The following is a 16081-nucleotide window of genomic DNA, read 5'->3' as shown; positions in this document are numbered from 1 at the left end:
CGAGCCAGACAGATTGAGGAGGACCATCATGTCCGAGCTTGAACTGCAGGTCAGCACCGACTACGGTCTGCCGCCGCTGCCGCCCCAGCCCAAATCGGTACGGGAGACGGGGCTGGAGCAAGCGTTGCTGGTGGAGCTGATCGCCAAGTGCCTGTACATCGGTGGCCGCACCCATCTACCCATTCTGACGGGCAAATTGCGCCTGTCCATCAACGTGCTGCGAGAGACGCTCGACTTCATGCTGGCCGAGCAACTGGCCGAAGTGGCATGGCGCGGCGAGTCCGACATCGACGTGCAATACCAGCTGACCACGGTGGGCAAGCAGCGCGCCGCCGCCTGGCTGGAACGTTGCCCCTACGCCGGCCCGGCGCCTGTCACGCTGGACGCCTACCGCGCCATGGTCGAACAGCAAGCGGCGCTGCTGCCGCCGGTGACGGCCGACGACCTGGCAGTCGAGGTGGCGGACGACCACCTGGCGCCGGCCATGCATGGCCTGCTGGGGGCGGCCATGTATTCGGGCCGCTCCATCCTGCTGTACGGACTGCCCGGCAGCGGCAAGACCTGGCTGGCGCGCAAACTGGGGCGCCTGCTGCAGGGCGTGGTGGCCGTGCCGCACGCGGTGGCCGTGGGCCAGGACATCATCCAGTTGTACGACGCGGCCGTGCACCAGGCGCCGCCGCCGCGGCTGGCCGCGCGCGTGCGCCAGGCGCTGGAGCGGCGCAGCTGCGATTCGCGCTGGATGCTGTGCCAGCGGCCGCTGGTGTCGCTGGGCGCGGAACTGAGCGCCGACCTGCTCGAACCGCAGTGGGACGCCAGCAGCGGCAGCTACCGCGCGCCGCCCCATTTCAAGGCCAACAATGGCTTGCTGGTGGTGGACGACCTCGGGCGCCAGCGCATGCCGGCCGCCGATGTGCTCAACCGCTACCTGCGTCCGCTCGACGCCGGCTGCGACCAGGTCACGCTACAGGGCGGCCACAAGTTCGCCGCGCCATTCCGGCTGCTGTTGATGTTCGCCACCAACCGGCCGCCCGAGCATTTGCTGGACCCGGCCGCCCTGCGCCGGCTGGCTTACAAGATCGAAGTGGGGGCCTTGAGCGAAGCACGCTACCGCAGCCTGTTCCGTGAACTGTGCGACAGCGCCGCCGTGGCGCAGGACGAGGCGGCGCTGGATTACCTGATCGAGCAGCTGCACGCGGGCAGCGGCGAACCGCTGCTGGCCAGCTACCCGCGCGACATCCTGGCCCGCATCGCCGACTTCGCCGGTTTCGCCGGCGAGCCGCCCCGGCTCACGGTGGCCGCGCTGGACCAGGCCTGGATCAGCATGTTCGCCGCTTGCGGTGGCGCGGCCGACAGCGAGAACACCATCCTGTGCGAGAAAATAGCATGAAGCACCGGCGCGCCATATTGATGCTGGGGCTGGCCGTGCTGTTGGGCCTGGGCGCCGTGGTGATGGCGTCGCGCTGGCTGCTGCACCAGGCGGCCGGGGGCGGCAACAAGATCGTGGTGGCCGCCGCCGACGTCAACCTGGGGCAGCGCCTGGCGCCGGAGCTGCTCAAACTGGTGGACTGGCCGGCCGACAGCCTGCCGCGCGGCGCCCTGCGCGATCCGGCCAAGCTCAGTGGCCGGGTGATCAAGAGCAGCGTGCTGCGGGGCGAGCCGCTGACGGAGTCGAAGCTGGCGCCGGCCGGCACCCTGGGCGGCCTGTCGGCCCTGATCGCGGAAGGCAAGCGCGCCATCACGGTCCGCGTGAACGATGTGGTGGGGGTGGCCGGCTTCGCCCTGCCCGGTAACTTTGTCGACATCATCGTCTACACCCAGAGCGAGGGCGCGGCGGGCCGCGACCAGGGCATCTCCAAGATCGTGCTGGAACGGATACTGGTGCTGGCCGTGGCGCAGGAGGTGGGGCGCGACGAAACCAAGCCACGCGTGGTGAACGCCGTCACGCTGGAGGTCACGCCGGAACAGGCTGAGAAGCTGGACCTGGCGCGCAGCGTGGGCACGCTGTCGTTGGTGCTGCGCAACCAGGTCGATCCGCAGCCGGGCGTGACGGACGGCGCCACCAAGGCCTCCCTGCTGGGCCAGCGCGCCGCGCCCATGCCCGCCGTGGCCGCGGCGCCGGCCGAAGCGCCGGCCGACATGCCGGCCATCCACGCGGCACTGGCACCGGCGCAGCACCTTGCGCAACGCCACTGCATCGCCGTCATCGACGGCTTGCGCAGCACGCAGGAGTGCCTGTGAACGCGCCGGCGCAGGAGGCGCTGCGGGTGAACGCCATGGCGGCCTTGCTGCTCGCTATGCTGACCGGGGGCGCCTGCGCTGCGCCGGCGGCGGGCGGCTTGCCGCAGGCCGACATGCGGCCCGCCATCGCGGCGCTGGCGGCGGCACGTGCCGGCGGCGCGCCCGGAACGGCGTCCGCGCCGGCGGCGCGCCCGGAGGCGCAGCTGCGCTGCACGGGCGAGGCGGCGACGCCGGGCCAGCTCACGCTCCAATTGGGCAAGTCCACGCTGATGCGGCTACCCGAGGCGGTGGCCGCGCGCGCGGTCGGCAATCCCGCCGTGGTGCAGGCCATGCTGGTATCGCCCGACACGCTGTACCTGGCGGGCGTGGACGTGGGCAGCACCAACTTGATCGTGCAAGGCCGCAGCGGCACCTGCAGCGTGGTGGACGTGACGGTGGGCATGGACGTGGGCGCGCTGCAAGCCACGCTGGCAGCGCTGCTGCCCCAGGAGCGCAACATCCGCGTCAGCGCGGCGGCCGATACGCTGGTGTTGAGCGGCACCGTGGACGATGGCCCCACCCTGGCCCACGTGCTGGACCTGGCGGCGGCCTACGTGCGCCGGCCGGCGCAGCCGCTGGTCAACCGCAAGGGCGAGGAGGCGGCAAGCGGTTCGGCCACGGCTGCGGCCACGCCGGGGGCGTCGTCCGGGGGCAGCAGCGGCACGGTGCGCATCGTCAACCTGCTGGGCGTAAGCGCGCCGCAGCAGGTGATGCTGGAGGTGAAGATCGCGGAAGTGTCCAAGACCCTGCTCGACAAGCTGGAAGCGGGCAGCACGCTGCGCTTCGCCTCCGGCAGCTGGAGCGCCAAGCTGCTGTCGAATTTCCTGAGCGGTACCGTCCGGGGCATGGTCGATGCCAGCAAGTCGAATGGCAGCCAGTTCACCGTGGAGGCGGAAAAGCAGGATGGCCTGGTGCGCATCCTGGCCGAACCGACCGTGATGGCGATCAGCGGGCAGGAGGGCAGCTTCCTGGCCGGCGGCAAGATCTTCATCCCGGTGGCGCAGGACAACAACAAGGTCACGCTGGAGGAGAAGGAGTTCGGCGTCGGCCTGCGCTTCACGCCCACCGTGCTGGCCGGTGGCCGCATCAATCTGCGGGTGGCGCCGGAAGTGTCGGAGCTGTCGCGCGAGGGCGTGGGCATTTCGGCGGCCGGCTTCTCGGGCGGCGCCGTTCTGCCGCTGATCACCACCCGGCGCGCGGCCACCACGGTGGAACTGATGGATGGCCAGAGCTTCGCCATCGGTGGCCTGATCAAGAACAACCAGGTCAGCAACATCCACGCGCTGCCGGTGCTGGGCGAGCTGCCCGTGCTGGGTGCGCTGTTCCGCAGCACCGACTTCCAGCACGACCGCTCGGAGCTGCTGTTCGTCGTCACGGCCCACCTGGTCAAGCCGCTGCCGGCCAACTATGCGCTGCCGACGGACGCCATCAGCACGCCTGGCCGGGCCGAGTTGTTCCTCGGCGGGCGCATGGAAGGCAAGCCGCCCGCGCCGGCCGCCGTCCGCGACGGTGGCGAGCGCGTACGCGAACACCAATGAACGGAGGCCCGGCCATGTCGCTCCTGATCCCATCCCGCGCCAGCCTGGCTGCACGCCTGCGCATGTACCTGCGCATGTACCTGACCTTGTGCCTGGGCGCCGCGCTGCTGTCGGGCTGCGCCGCTACCACGCCCGACTGGGACCGCCGCTTCGGCCTGGCGGCGCGCGCCACGCTGGCGCAGCAGGTGCTGCACCCGGAGGCGGCGCGCAACACCGATCCGGTGGCAGGCATGGACGGGCGGGCCGCCGCCGCCGCCCAGGCCCGCTACCAGAAATCGTTCACCGATCCCAAGCCGCAGCCGGCCAGCTTCACCATCGGCGTGAGCGGCGCCCGATGACGTACCGAGCCGCCCGACGGCGGACGGCCATCCCAACGACGATGTGAAGGAACCGGAATGAAAGCGCTGATGATTAGCCGCGACAGCCTGCTGCATGCGGAAATCGCCGCCCAGGGCTCGGCCCGCATGCCGCCCGTGCAGCTGGTGGCGTCCCGCAATGGCCTGCGCGACGCGGTGGAACGACTGATGCCGGAGCCGCCCGCGCTGGTGATCTTCGACGCCAGCGAGGTGGCGCCCGGCGAGGCCGAGCTGGTCGAGCGCCTGAGCAAGCATTATCCGTCCGCCTCGTTCATCCTGCTCACGCGCGAGGCCCAGCAGGATTTGCTGATCCGCGCCATGCGGGCCGGCATGCGGGAGGTGCTGCAACTGCCGCTGGTGCACCGCGCCTTCCACGAGGCGATGGACCGGATCGAGGTGGCGGCCGGCGTCAGCCACATGCGCGATGGCAAGGTGCTGGCCTTCATCTCCTGCAAGGGCGGCAGCGGCGCGACCTTCCTGTCCACCAATTTTGGCTATGCGCTGGCGGCACTGGCCGAACGCAAGGTGCTGCTGATCGACCTGCACGGCCAGTTCGGCGACGCCACGCTCTATGTGTCGGACCAGAAACCGGCCATGACGCTGTCGGACATCTGTGCCCAGATCACGCGCATGGATGGCGCCTTCCTCGATTCCTGCCTGGTGCACGTGGCCTCCAACTTCGGCGTGCTGGCGGCCGCCGATGACCCCAACCACACGGTGGACATGAAGCCAGAGCACATGGACACCATCCTGCGCGTGGCACGGCAGCACTACGACTACATCGTGCTCGACGTGGGGCGCCAGATCGACGCCATCTCGCTGCGCGCGCTGGACCAGGCGGACGCCATTCACCCGGTGCTGCAACTGGCGCTGCCCGACATCCGCGATGGCCGGCGTCTGCTCGACATCTTCCGCTCGCTCGGTTATCCGACCGACCGCACGCGCCTGATCGTCAACCGCTACGAGAAGGGCGGCAAATTGCGGCTGGCCGACCTGGAACACGCGCTGGGCGCGGAAGTGGTGCACACGGTGCCCAACGATTACATCTCGGCCACCGATTCCGTCAACCAGGGCATCCCCGTGCTGCAGCTGTCGCGCAGCAGCGCCGTGGCGCGCAGCCTGGCCGACCTGGTGGAACTGGTCACGGCGCGCCGCGTTTCCGAGAGCAAGGGCTTGTTCGACCGCCTGTTCGGGCGCAGCGAGGCGGAGTAGGGCGCACAGCGCCGCAGCCACCGCACACCACCGCATATCACCGCAAGGAGAGCGACATGAGTCTACGCGAACGGTTGGCCGTGGCCGACGAGCCCAGGGCGAACCACGGCGGCCCGCCGGCGCTGGCCGCCAGCGCCTACCTGGAGCTGAAGAAGCGCATGCACCAGACCATCCTGGACCGGATCGACCTGGAGCGCCTCAAGCGGCTCACGCCGGAGCAGTTCAAGCACGAGCTGGCGTTGCTGGTCCAGCGCATCATCGAGGATGAGCGGATCGCGCTCAACCAGAATGAGCGCCACAGCCTGGTGCTCGACATCCAGCACGAGATGCTGGGCTTCGGGCCGCTGGAGCCGCTGCTGGCCGATCCCGGCGTCTCCGACATCCTCGTCAACACCTGCGACAAGGTGTACGTGGAGCGCGCCGGCCGGCTGGAGCTGACCGACGTGAGCTTCCACGACAACACGCACCTGATGAAGATCATCGAGAAGATCGTCTCGCGCGTGGGGCGGCGGGTGGACGAATCGAGCCCGATGGTGGACGCGCGGCTGCCGGACGGCTCGCGCGTGAACGCCATCATTCCGCCGCTGGCCGTCGATGGCCCCATCCTGTCGATCCGCCGCTTCGCCGCCAATCCGCTCACCGTGCAGCGCCTGCTGGAATACAAGAGCCTCACGCCGCCCATGGTGCAGGTGCTGCAGGCGCTGGGCCAGGCCAAGGTCAATATCCTGATCTCGGGCGGCACGGGCAGCGGCAAGACCACCTTGCTCAACGTGCTGTCCGGCTTCATCCCGGCCAGCGAGCGTGTGGTCACCATCGAGGACGCGGCCGAACTGCAACTGCGCCAGGCCCACGTGGTGCGGCTGGAGACGCGGCCTCCCAACATCGAAGGCAAGGGGGAGGTCAACCAGCGTTCGCTGGTGCGCAACGCGCTGCGGATGCGGCCCGACCGCATCATCTTGGGCGAGGTGCGCGGCGCCGAGGCGCTCGACATGCTGCAGGCCATGAACACGGGCCACGAGGGTTCGCTCGCCACCATCCACTCCAACACCCCGCGCGACGCGCTGTCGCGGCTGGAGAACATGGTGGGTATGGCCGGCGTGCACCTGACGCCGCGCGCCATGCGGCAGCAGATCTGTTCGGCCGTGACGGTGGTGATGCAGGTGTCGCGCCTGACGGACGGCACGCGCAAGTTGGTCAGCCTGCAGGAGATTACTGGCATGGAGGGCGAGGTGGTGGCCATGCACGAGATCTTCCGCTTCGAGCAGACCGGGGTCGACGCGGCGGGCAAGGTGCTGGGGCAGTTTTTTGCGACGGGCGTGCGGCCGCGCTTCGCGGAGCGGCTGCGCATGTTCGGCGTGCCCGTGCCGGATGCCGTGTTCGATCCGGACCGGGTGTTCGAATAGGAGGCGGCGATGGACATGTTCATGACCGGCTTCGCGGTGCTGCTGTTCGCCGCCGTGATCCTGGCGATCGAAGGGAGCTGGCTGTGGTGGTCCGGCAGCCATGGTGGCGGCGCGCGCCGTATCGCCCGGCGCCTGCGCCTGATGTCGGGCGGCGGCGCCGGCGGCACGGAGCAGCTCAGCATCCTCAAGCAGCGCCGCTATGCGGCCGCGCCGGCGCTGGATCGCCTGCTGCGCCGCGTGCCGCAACTGGCGGCGCTGGACCGGCTGCTGTTGCAGGCAGGGGTGTCGTGGACGGTGGCGCAGTTGCTGGGCGTGTCCACGGCAACCATGTTGGCCGGGCTGGTGCTGCCCCAGCTGCTGGACTGGCCGACACCGGCCGCGCTGGCGGCGATGGCGGCGGGACCGCTGCTGCCGGGCGGACTGCTGCTGCGTGCGCGCGCGGCGCGGCTGAAGAAGATCGAGCAGCAGTTGCCGGAGGCGGCCGACTTCCTGGGCCGCGCACTGCGCGCCGGCCATTCCTTCGCCAACGTGCTGCAGATGGCGGGCGAGGAGATGCCCGATCCGATCGCCGCGGAATTCCGCTACGCCCACCGGGAGATCAATTATGGGGTGCCGATGAATGAGGCGCTGCACAACCTGGCCACCCGCGTGCCGCTGACGGACTTGCGCTACCTGGTGATCGCGGTGCTGATCCAGCGCGAATCGGGCGGCAACCTGGCCGAGATCCTGGGCAGCATCAGCCGCCTGATACGGGCCCGCCTCAAGCTGCTGGGCCAGGTGCGGGTGATGTCGGCCGAAGGCAGGATGTCGGCCTGGATACTGGGCTTGTTGCCGATCGGCGTGCTGCTGGTGATGACGGTGGTGAATCCGGAATACGTGCGTCCCCTGTGGCACGATCCGACCGGGGTGCGCCTGATGTGGTACGCGGCCGGCATCAGCGCGCTGGGCGTGGCCTGGATGCGCAGCCTGATCCGCATTCGCGTGTGAGCGGGGAGGCGATATGGACGGGCGGCAGATCCTGTTTCTGGTGATCGTATTCGCGGTGGTGGTGGCGCTGGTGCTGCTGGCCATGCTGATGCTGTCCCCGGTGCCGTTGCGCGAGCGGCTGGGCATGTTCATCGCGCCGCCGGCGCCCGAGGGGCAGGACAATAACGACGATAATGGCTGGGTCGAGAAGGTGGCCAAGGTGGCGCAGCCGTTCATGAAGCTGTCGCTGCCGGAGGAGGGCTGGGAAAAACATCCGCTGCGCACGCGCTTCATGAATGCCGGCTGGCGCAACGCCAACGCGCCGACCCTGTATTTCGGCGCCAAGACGGTGCTGGCGCTGGGGGTGCCGGCCATGATGGCCGTGCTGGGTGCGGCTGCACTCGATAGCGTCATGCAGAACGGCTTCCTGCTGTTGCTGCTGCTGGGCGCCAGCCTGGGCTACTACAGCCCCAACGTGATCCTGGCGCGGGCCGCAGCCCATCGCCAGCGCGAGATTTTCGAGAACTTCCCGGACGGCCTGGATCTGCTCACCGTGTGCGTGGAAGCGGGCCTGAGCCTGGAACGGGCGCTGGCCAAGGTGGCCGGCGAGATCCATATCAAGAGCGTGGCGCTGGCCCAGGAACTGCAACTGGTGCTGATGGAGATGCGGGCCGGCTTCAGCAAAGAAAAGGCCTTGCGCAACCTGGCCCTGCGCAGCGGGGTGGAGGATGTGGATACGCTGGTGGCCATGCTGATCCAGTCCGAGCGCTTTGGCACCAGCATGGGCGATTCGCTGCGCGTGCACTCGGATAACCTGCGCCACAAGCGCAGCCTGGCGGCCGAGGAGTCGGCCGCCAAGATCGCGCTCAAGCTGTTGTTCCCCCTGATCTTCTGCATCTTCCCTACGCTCATGCTGGTGTTGCTGGGACCTGCGGCCATGCAGATCGTGCGCGTCCTGCTGCCGACGCTGGCCAACACAAATTAACCGGAGGAGTCGACCATGCGAACCGCGATCCGTTTGTTGAGCGCCGCCTGTGCCGGCACGGCGCTGCTGGCGTGCGGCAGCGCCGGCGTGGCGCCGCCCGGGCCAGCTGGCCATGTGCTGGCGAGCGAAGGCGAGCAGGCTGTCACGGCGCTGGAGCAGGCCTGCGTGCATGATCCCCTGGACCCTGGCCATTGGGAGCAACTGGCGCAAGCGCTGGAACTGCAGGGACAAGGTGAGCGGGCGGCGTTGATGCGCCGGCAGGCGCAGTCGCTGCGGACGCACGACCTGGAAAGGGACTACGCGCTGCTGGCCGCCCGCCGGCGAGAGGAGCTTGAGCGGTCCATGCCGAATCGCGCGGAGGAGGCGCCACCGCATCCACCGCAAGCGCTGGCGCGGATCGAGGTGATCGCCGTCGGCGGCGCGATGGTGCAACTGCGGCGCGTCGCGGCGCAAGCGCCGGCGGGATCAGCGCTGATGGGGCAAGCGGCATCGTCGTCGTCACCGGTGGCAGTGGCCGGCAACCAGCCCGTCCGGCTGGAGATCAGCAACGGCAACGGCGTGACGGGCATGGCGGCGGCGCTGGCGCGCACCATGCGCGGCGATGACGTAAAGGTGGTGCGGCTGACGAATGTGCGGCCGTTTGCGGTTCCCGTGAGCCGGGTCGAATACCGGGCCGACCAGCAGGAGGCGGCGGAGGCGCTGGCCACCCGGCTGGGTATGACAGTGACGGCGCCGCGTGAGGGACAGCAGCGCGCGGAAGTGCGCATCGTGCTGGGGCGGGATCTGCTCAGTCCTGCCGTGCTGCGGCAGCGCTATCTGAAGTAAGGCGTGCTATTCCCAGTGCACGCTGCCCATGCCGCGCGCATTGGCCTGGCGGTTGGCCGGCTTGCCGTAGACGGTGGCCGAACCGAGCCCCGTCAGGTTCATGTTGGCGCTGTCTTTCGCGAACAGGCGCGCGCTGCCCATGCCCGTCAGGCTCACGTCGACGCTGTCGGCCTGCAGCTGGCGCGCATCGAGGCTGCCCACGCCGCTCAGGATGGCGTGCAGCTTCCTGACCTGGCCGTGGACGTGCATGCTGCCCGCGCCGCGCAGGTTCAGATCCATGTTGTCGCTGCTGCCCGCGTCGAGGTTGATGCTGCCTACGCCGGCCAGCTTGACGTTCACATTGCGGTATTGGGATTTGGTGTTGATGCTGCCGGCGCCATCGAGGGACAGGCGTAGCGTGTCGCCGCTGAAACCGCTGATCTCCGTGGAGCCCACGCCGCCCGACACCAGTTCATGCAGGTTGGGCAGGGTCAGTTCCGCGCGCAGGTCCGTCTTGCCGATGTGGAGGCCGCGCAGCTCGGTGCCGATGTGCAGGCTGTCGCCGTGCTGCTCCACCACGACCTTGGGCAGGTAACGCGGGTCGCCGTAGATGGTGAGCGCGGCCGGTCCCTGCTTCACGTTCAGGCTAATCACGCCATCGAGGTTGATGTTGACGGTGCGGGCATCGACGGCGCGCTGTTCACTGGCGGTTTCATCGGCCAGCGCGGGGAGTGCTCCGCTGCACAGTGCCGTGGCCAGGAATGCGGCGCGAAAGATTCGTTTCATGTGGATGCTCCCGTCGTCGTCAGGTCGTGATGTGGTGGTGTGGTGAGGGTAGCGCTTAGTTGCCCAGCGCCGCTTTCTGTTCAGCCGTCAGGCGCTTGGCGCTGATGGTCACCACTTGCATGGGGGCGTTGTCGACCTTGGCCACGACGCGCGGTGCAGCGTGGTGCGCGGGGACGGCGGCGGTGGCCAGGCTGGTGCCGGCGACCAGCACGGTGGCGATGATGAAGATGGCTTCCATGTTTTTAGCGATGTTCATTTTGATGCTCCTTGTCGTTGGTGCTGCGTTGGGATGTGTGCTGCGATGAGTGAACTATAGACAGGGCCCGCCCACGTCACCATCGGGATGCGACGAACTGCGTTTTTTGCGGGCCAGAATGCCGATAGCAAGCGGGAAGCGCGGTGGCGCGACGGTAGTGACGGGAGGCGGGAGCAGGACAAATCAGCTATTGCGCCCCGTCTGGCGGCACTCTAAGCTGGCACATCGACAGTTAGTCCAGGGACGGGACCGCAACGATGACGCTACTCTATGCCAGCACGATCTTCCTGAGCGCCTTCCTGCTATTCCAGATCCAGCCCATCGTCGGCAAGATGATCCTGCCGTGGTTCGGCGGCTCGGCCGCCGTCTGGAGCACCTGCATGTTGTTCTTTCAGTTGTTGCTGTTGCTCGGCTATCTGTACGCCCACCTGACGGTACGCTACCTGCGTCCGCGCCGCCAGGCCGTGCTGCATATCGTTTTGCTAGCCGCTAGCGTGGCGCTGCTGCCCATTGTGCCGGACGCTAGCTGGAAGCCCGCCGGCGATGCCGACCCATCGTGGCGCATCCTGGGCTTGATGGCGGCGATGATTGGCCTGCCGTATTTCCTGCTGTCGTCCACCGGCCCCTTGCTCCAGGCCTGGTATGCGCGCGAGGAAGCGGGGCGGATTCCCTACCGGTTGTTCGCGCTGTCCAATTTCGGCTCCATGATCGGGTTGCTCAGCTATCCCCTGTTTTTCGAGCCCCGGCTGGCCACGCGCGCCATGTCGCTGGGGTGGTCGGTTGGTTATGGGGTGTTCGCGCTGTGCTGCATGGCGCTGTCCGTGCGGGGCGCCCGGTTGCCGGCGGCGATGTCGACGGGCGCGCCCGCCACGGCGCAGGAGGCGGTGCAGCAGGGCGCGCGCTGGCGCTGGACGGCGCTGGCGGCGCTGCCGACGGTGCTGCTGATGTCCGTCACCAGCCACCTGACGGAAAATATCGCCCCCATTCCGCTGCTGTGGGTGCTGCCGCTGGTGCTGTACCTGCTGAGCTTTATCCTGTGCTTCGAGGGCGGTGGCTGGTACCGGCGTGACTGGTATTTGCCCGCGTTCGCCGCCATGGTGCCGCTGATGATCGTGTTGTGCATGTTCCCCTTGCTGCTCAATGAGCACGTGCTCTTGCAAGTCCTGTTCTTCAGCATCGGCCTGTTCGTCTGCTGCATGGTGTGCCATGGTGAGTTGGCCAGGCTCAAGCCCGCCCCCGCGCGGCTGACGGCCTACTACCTGATGATCGCCGCCGGCGGTGCCATCGGCGGCATGTTCGTGGCCTTGCTGGCGCCGCGGCTGTTCAATGACAATTACGAGCTGCCGGTCGCCGCCATTGGCGCGCTGCTGTTGGTATTTCACACCGTCTGGCGGGAACCGGACGTGGTCATGCCCTTCAACTGGTCCGGCGAATCGTGGAAAAAGGCCATCGTGTTCACCTCCACGCTCAGCGTCTGCCTGTATGTGGGCAAGGAATTGCTGGTCGAACGTGGCATCAACAAGGCCAGGAACTTCTATGGCATCGTCAAGGTGCGCGACGTGGGCGAGGGCAAGGATGCGGTGCGCCAGCTGTCGCACGGGATCATCCTGCATGGCTTCCAGTATCAGCGGGCGGACCGGCGGCGCTGGCCCACGTCGTATTACGGTACCGCCAGCGGCGCTGGCGTGGGCATGGCCGCCAGCCGCACGGAAGCGCCGCAGCGCGTGGGCGTGGTCGGCCTGGGCGCGGGCACCATGGCGGCCTATTGCCGGCCCGGCGATTACTACCGCTTTTACGAAATCAATCCGCTGGTCAGCCAGCTGGCCAGGTCGGCATTCAGCTTCCTGTCCGATTGCAAGGCCACTGTGGACATCGCCCACGGCGACGCGCGCCTGTCGCTGGAAGCGGAGCCGCCCCAGCATTTCGACCTGATCGTGCTGGATGCGTTTTCCGGCGACGCCATCCCCGTCCACCTGCTCACGCGCGAAGCGTTCGGCGAGTACTTCCGCCACCTCAACGGCGGGGGCGTGCTGGCGGTGCATGTCTCCAACCTGCACCTGGACCTGGTGCCCGTGGTGCAAAGCGCGGCCGCTTACTACCAGCGCGACAGCTTCCTGGTCGACTCGTATTCCGACCCGCAAACAGGCGTGGCCCGCGCGCAGTGGGTGCTGGTGGGGCGGCCGGCCAGCATCGCCCACCCGGAGCGGATACGCCACGTGGCCGCGCAAGCGCCGCGCCACAGCGCGATCCGGCCGTGGACCGACGATTACAGCAGCATCGTCAGCATCCTCAAATAGGGCGGCGCAGGGCGGTGGCAGGTTTCTTGCTTATCTATCAAGCAAGATGATCTCGGTGGAAAAGATGAAAAAACGCCACACTTGGTGGCATTTTTTTGCCAATCTTGCACTGATTCGTGCACCATGCGAGAGCGCAGATGTCGTTACTTGGAGCAACCTCGCCACTCTCGGAAAGAATTCGCATGAAAATACGCAGAAAAGTTCTCGTCGTCGCCGTCGCCGCCACCCTGGGCGCGCCCGCATGGTCGCAACAGGTGCAGTCCGACCAGATCGAAGTCGTCAAAGTCACCGCGCAAAAGCGCAAGGAAGACCCGAGCAAGGTGGCGATGAGCATCAGCGCCGTCACCGGTGCCCAACTGCAGAACGAACACGTCAACGACATCACCGACCTCACGCGCGTGGTGCCCAACGTCTCCTTCACGGCCGCCACCGGCAACGGCGGCGCCGGGCCGGGCACGTCGAACATCGAGATCCGCGGCATCAGCTCGGCCGCCGGCGCGGCCACGGTGGGCATCTACCTGGGCGAAGTGCCGGTCACGGTGGGCAATGTCTACACGATGGGCAACATCGAACCCAAATTCTTCGACCTCGACCGCGTGGAAGTGCTGCGCGGGCCGCAGGCCACGCTGTACGGCGCCGGCTCCATGGGCGGCACCATCAAGTTCGTGCCCAACGAGCCTGACCTGAAGGAGCGCGAATTCACCACCTACACGGAAGCGTCCAGCACCAAGGGCGGCAGCATGAATTACGCCGCCAACATTGTCGGCAACTTCCCGCTGGTGAAGGATGAATTGGCGCTGCGCATCGGTGCGCAAGTGCAGCACACGGGCGGCTTCATCAACCAGGTCGACGGCGCCGGCAACACGCTGGCCAACAACATCAACAAGATCGACGACCAGGAACTGCGCGTGGCGCTCAAGTGGATGCCGAGCCGCACGCTGACGGTGTCGCCGTCGGTCTACTACCAGCGGGTCAACGCCAAGGATATCGCCGCCTTCAACCTGGAGCTGCCGCGCTACCAGTCACAAAAGCAGGTGCGCGAGCCGTCCAACGACGTGCTGTTCGCGCCAAGCGTGACCATCAACTGGGACATGGGCGCGGCCGACCTCACGGCCAGCACCAGCTATTTCCAGCGCAAGTTCGACCGCACCCAGAACGGTTCGGCCTACAACAGCTATTCGCTGTCGACTTTCCTGACCTCCGTGGCCGATGGCGGCACGGCGCCGCAGGAATTGATCGATGGCGTGGCGGCGTTGCCGTCGGCCGTCTACCTGAATAACCAGGTGCGCCAGATCGCGCAGGAAGTGCGGCTCGCGTCCAAGCCGTACGACGCGGCCGTGTCGCCGTGGACCTGGCTGGCCGGCGCCTACTACGCCAACCAGCACACCAACGTGACCGAGAACGACCCCATCTTCGGCGTCAACGCGCTGTTCCAGCAGTTTGGCTTGAGCACGTCGGACCCTGATGTGTTGCCGGGCGCCTTCCCGAACGACTTCCCGAACGATAATTCGTTCTCCGGCAACTTCCACTACCGCGAACGCCAGGGCTCGGTGTTTGGCGAGGCCAATTACTACTTCACGCCAGCCGTGCACGCGACCGTCGGCGCGCGCTACCTGAAAGCCACCTCGACGCTGTCCCAGCTCAACGGCAACTACCTGGCCGGCGCCGGCAGCAACGGCGGCGGCGAGCAGTCGTCCAAGGCGTTCACGCCGAAATACGCGCTGACGTGGGAGATCGACCCCAGCAACACGGTCTACACCAGCGTGGCCAAGGGCTTCCGTCTGGGCGGCTCCAACGTCTATGTGCCGCCCACCACCTGCGGCCCGGATCTGGCGGCCAACGGCATCACGGCCGCGCCGGGCACCTACGCGCCGGACAGCCTGTGGAGCTACGAGGTCGGCAACAAATCGCGCTTCATGGGTGGCCGCCTGACCGTCAACGCCGACCTGTTCTATGTGAAGTGGAAGAACATCCAGCAGGGCGTGTATCTGCCGACCTGCGCCTACACCTACAACGCCAACGCGGGCGATGCCACCAGCAAGGGCTTCGAGTTCGAGATCAAGGGCAAGCCGATGTCCGGCCTGACCTTGAGCGCGTCGGGCGGCTATGTGAAGGCGGAACTGTCGAACGATATCGGGCTGCAGTCGGGCATCGTGGGCGCGCACGAGGGCGCGCCTATCCAGGGCGTACCCAAGTACAACGCGGCCATCAATGCGCAGTATAACTTCGCCGTGGGCGAGCGCGGCGCATTCGTGATGGGTGGCATGCAGTGGGTGGGTTCCAGCCATGGTTCGCTCGATCCGAGCCAGACCGATTACCTGCGGCCGGCCTATCACACGGTCGACCTCAGCGCCGGCATGAGCTTCGACCGCGTCAGCTTGACTGTGTTTGTGAAGAATGCGCTGGATGAGGACACGCTGATCCAGCATCCGCAGGTGGCGTCGATCGTGCAGGGCTACCGCGTGAACCCACGCAGCATTGGGATGAGCTTGTCGAGCAAGTTCTGATCTGGTCTAAGAGTAACCAGGTGGCCAGCACGGTTGGGGGATGGTCAATACCACGGTGAGCGTTAGTTGCGGTGATCGTCAGGCGGCGTTTTGATGGTCACCTCCCCCTCGACTGAGTTAAGGCTGTTTATGTATGGAGCATTGCTTGGCGATCTCATAGGATCGCCTTGGGAGTTCAACCGGATCAAACATGATCGCTTCGAGATGTTTTCGGCCCAATGCGCGTTTACGGACGATACGATCATGACCGTTGCGGTCGCGGACGCGTTGTTGAATGACGTTGATCCTGCTACTTCAATGCGCGCTTGGGCCCAGCGCGTTAAACCGCAGCGTGGCGGGTATGGCGCGATTTTTTGGGTATGGCTAAATAACCCGGATGATGAGCCATATGGGAGCGCTGGCAACGGCGGCGCGATGCGGGTGTCGCCAGCAGCCATGCTGGGAGACACATGGGATGACGTGCTGGCTAAGGCAACGAAGGTCACTGCCTGCACGCACGACCATCAGATCGGGCTGGACGCGGCCAAGGCGACCGCGCATGCAATCTGGATGGCAAAAAATCGTGCGATGTTCGTTTGCTCGCAGAATTGACCCACTCCGATTGACCCACCTTCCACTGCCTGGCAAACGCTGCCACACGGTCGTATGACCCCTCATAGCCCAGCTCCTTAAGTTCCAAGTGGAGCTGCTTCAA

The 16081-nt window shown here is 67.1% G+C and carries 14 protein-coding genes; 12 read left to right on the top strand and 2 right to left on the bottom strand.

Annotation, left to right across the window (positions count from 1 at the left end; all coding sequences use genetic code 11):
- Positions 1-28: 28 nt before the first annotated feature.
- Genes H3H37_RS05780 through H3H37_RS05740 form a run of 9 tightly spaced genes read left to right on the top strand, consistent with a single transcriptional unit; the run spans position 29 to position 9562 of the window.
- Positions 29-1387, top strand: a complete 1359-nt coding sequence (locus H3H37_RS05780; RefSeq protein WP_182160708.1) for a DUF8689 domain-containing protein — start codon at positions 29-31, stop codon at positions 1385-1387.
- A complete protein-coding gene (gene cpaB, locus H3H37_RS05775) occupies positions 1384-2238 on the top strand; it encodes a Flp pilus assembly protein CpaB (RefSeq protein ID WP_182160707.1) in 855 nt (284 codons plus the stop codon). Before H3H37_RS05780 ends, cpaB begins: the two co-directional genes overlap by 4 nt.
- Positions 2239-2273: 35 nt before the next feature.
- Entirely contained in the window at positions 2274-3815 is a 1542-nt protein-coding gene (locus H3H37_RS05770) for a type II and III secretion system protein family protein (protein ID WP_375539988.1), read from the top strand.
- Positions 3816-3829: 14 nt separating this feature from the next.
- Complete coding sequence (locus tag H3H37_RS05765) at positions 3830-4153, top strand: hypothetical protein (RefSeq protein ID WP_375539984.1); 324 nt, start codon at positions 3830-3832, stop codon at positions 4151-4153.
- Positions 4154-4210: 57 nt separating this feature from the next.
- On the top strand, positions 4211-5383 hold the full coding sequence (locus tag H3H37_RS05760; protein ID WP_182160706.1) for a CpaE/TadZ family protein: 1173 nt from the start codon (positions 4211-4213) through the stop codon (positions 5381-5383).
- Between the two features lie 56 nt (positions 5384-5439).
- The gene (locus H3H37_RS05755; protein WP_182160705.1) at positions 5440-6786 is read left to right on the top strand and encodes a TadA family conjugal transfer-associated ATPase; all 1347 of its coding nucleotides are present in this window, start codon (positions 5440-5442) and stop codon (positions 6784-6786) included.
- A 9-nt stretch (positions 6787-6795) separates the two neighbouring features.
- Positions 6796-7773 (top strand): type II secretion system F family protein, encoded by a 978-nt coding sequence (locus H3H37_RS05750; protein WP_182160704.1) that lies wholly within the window; start codon positions 6796-6798, stop codon positions 7771-7773.
- A gap of 13 nt (positions 7774-7786) precedes the next feature.
- Positions 7787-8737, top strand: coding sequence for a type II secretion system F family protein (locus H3H37_RS05745; protein WP_182160703.1), 951 nt, complete (start codon positions 7787-7789; stop codon positions 8735-8737).
- Between the two features lie 15 nt (positions 8738-8752).
- Positions 8753-9562, top strand: a complete 810-nt coding sequence (locus H3H37_RS05740; RefSeq protein ID WP_182160702.1) for a LytR C-terminal domain-containing protein — start codon at positions 8753-8755, stop codon at positions 9560-9562.
- Positions 9563-9568: 6 nt separating this feature from the next.
- Here H3H37_RS05740 and H3H37_RS05735 read toward each other — a convergent pair whose 3' ends face one another.
- Complete coding sequence (locus H3H37_RS05735) at positions 9569-10327, bottom strand: GIN domain-containing protein (RefSeq protein ID WP_182160701.1); 759 nt, start codon at positions 10325-10327, stop codon at positions 9569-9571.
- A gap of 55 nt (positions 10328-10382) precedes the next feature.
- Entirely contained in the window at positions 10383-10583 is a 201-nt protein-coding gene (locus tag H3H37_RS05730) for a hypothetical protein (protein WP_182160700.1), read from the bottom strand.
- A gap of 257 nt (positions 10584-10840) precedes the next feature.
- Here H3H37_RS05730 and H3H37_RS05725 point away from each other — a divergent pair, with 257 nt between their 5' ends.
- The 3 genes from H3H37_RS05725 (at position 10841) to H3H37_RS05715 (ending at position 15978) form a co-directional block, all read left to right on the top strand.
- Positions 10841-12880, top strand: coding sequence for a fused MFS/spermidine synthase (locus H3H37_RS05725; RefSeq protein WP_182160699.1), 2040 nt, complete (start codon positions 10841-10843; stop codon positions 12878-12880).
- A gap of 182 nt (positions 12881-13062) precedes the next feature.
- Complete coding sequence (locus H3H37_RS05720) at positions 13063-15387, top strand: TonB-dependent receptor (protein ID WP_182160698.1); 2325 nt, start codon at positions 13063-13065, stop codon at positions 15385-15387.
- A 93-nt stretch (positions 15388-15480) separates the two neighbouring features.
- Positions 15481-15978: an ADP-ribosylglycohydrolase family protein gene (locus H3H37_RS05715; protein WP_182160697.1), complete on the top strand. Its 498-nt coding sequence runs from the start codon at positions 15481-15483 to the stop codon at positions 15976-15978.
- The last annotated feature ends 103 nt before the right edge of the window (positions 15979-16081 follow it).

Source organism: Rugamonas brunnea (assembly GCF_014042345.1).
Taxonomy (GTDB): Bacteria; Pseudomonadota; Gammaproteobacteria; order Burkholderiales; family Burkholderiaceae_D; genus Rugamonas; species Rugamonas brunnea.
This window is presented reverse-complemented; position numbering and strand designations above follow the sequence as displayed.

Excerpts from the sequence above, each read along its gene's own strand:
- H3H37_RS05770 (WP_375539988.1), top strand. The coding sequence starts at position 2,274 with ATGGCGGCCTTGCTGCTCGCTATGCTGACCGGGGGCGCCTGCGCTGCG.
- H3H37_RS05715 (WP_182160697.1), top strand. The coding sequence starts at position 15,481 with ATGGTCACCTCCCCCTCGACTGAGTTAAGGCTGTTTATGTATGGAGCA.
- H3H37_RS05725 (WP_182160699.1), top strand. The coding sequence starts at position 10,841 with ATGACGCTACTCTATGCCAGCACGATCTTCCTGAGCGCCTTCCTGCTA.
- H3H37_RS05730 (WP_182160700.1), bottom strand. The coding sequence starts at position 10,583 with ATGAACATCGCTAAAAACATGGAAGCCATCTTCATCATCGCCACCGTG.
- H3H37_RS05750 (WP_182160704.1), top strand. The coding sequence starts at position 6,796 with ATGGACATGTTCATGACCGGCTTCGCGGTGCTGCTGTTCGCCGCCGTG.
- H3H37_RS05735 (WP_182160701.1), bottom strand. The coding sequence starts at position 10,327 with ATGAAACGAATCTTTCGCGCCGCATTCCTGGCCACGGCACTGTGCAGC.
- H3H37_RS05720 (WP_182160698.1), top strand. The coding sequence starts at position 13,063 with ATGAAAATACGCAGAAAAGTTCTCGTCGTCGCCGTCGCCGCCACCCTG.
- H3H37_RS05755 (WP_182160705.1), top strand. The coding sequence starts at position 5,440 with ATGAGTCTACGCGAACGGTTGGCCGTGGCCGACGAGCCCAGGGCGAAC.
- cpaB (WP_182160707.1), top strand. The coding sequence starts at position 1,384 with ATGAAGCACCGGCGCGCCATATTGATGCTGGGGCTGGCCGTGCTGTTG.
- H3H37_RS05760 (WP_182160706.1), top strand. The coding sequence starts at position 4,211 with ATGAAAGCGCTGATGATTAGCCGCGACAGCCTGCTGCATGCGGAAATC.
- H3H37_RS05765 (WP_375539984.1), top strand. The coding sequence starts at position 3,830 with ATGTCGCTCCTGATCCCATCCCGCGCCAGCCTGGCTGCACGCCTGCGC.
- H3H37_RS05780 (WP_182160708.1), top strand. The coding sequence starts at position 29 with ATGTCCGAGCTTGAACTGCAGGTCAGCACCGACTACGGTCTGCCGCCG.
- H3H37_RS05740 (WP_182160702.1), top strand. The coding sequence starts at position 8,753 with ATGCGAACCGCGATCCGTTTGTTGAGCGCCGCCTGTGCCGGCACGGCG.
- H3H37_RS05745 (WP_182160703.1), top strand. The coding sequence starts at position 7,787 with ATGGACGGGCGGCAGATCCTGTTTCTGGTGATCGTATTCGCGGTGGTG.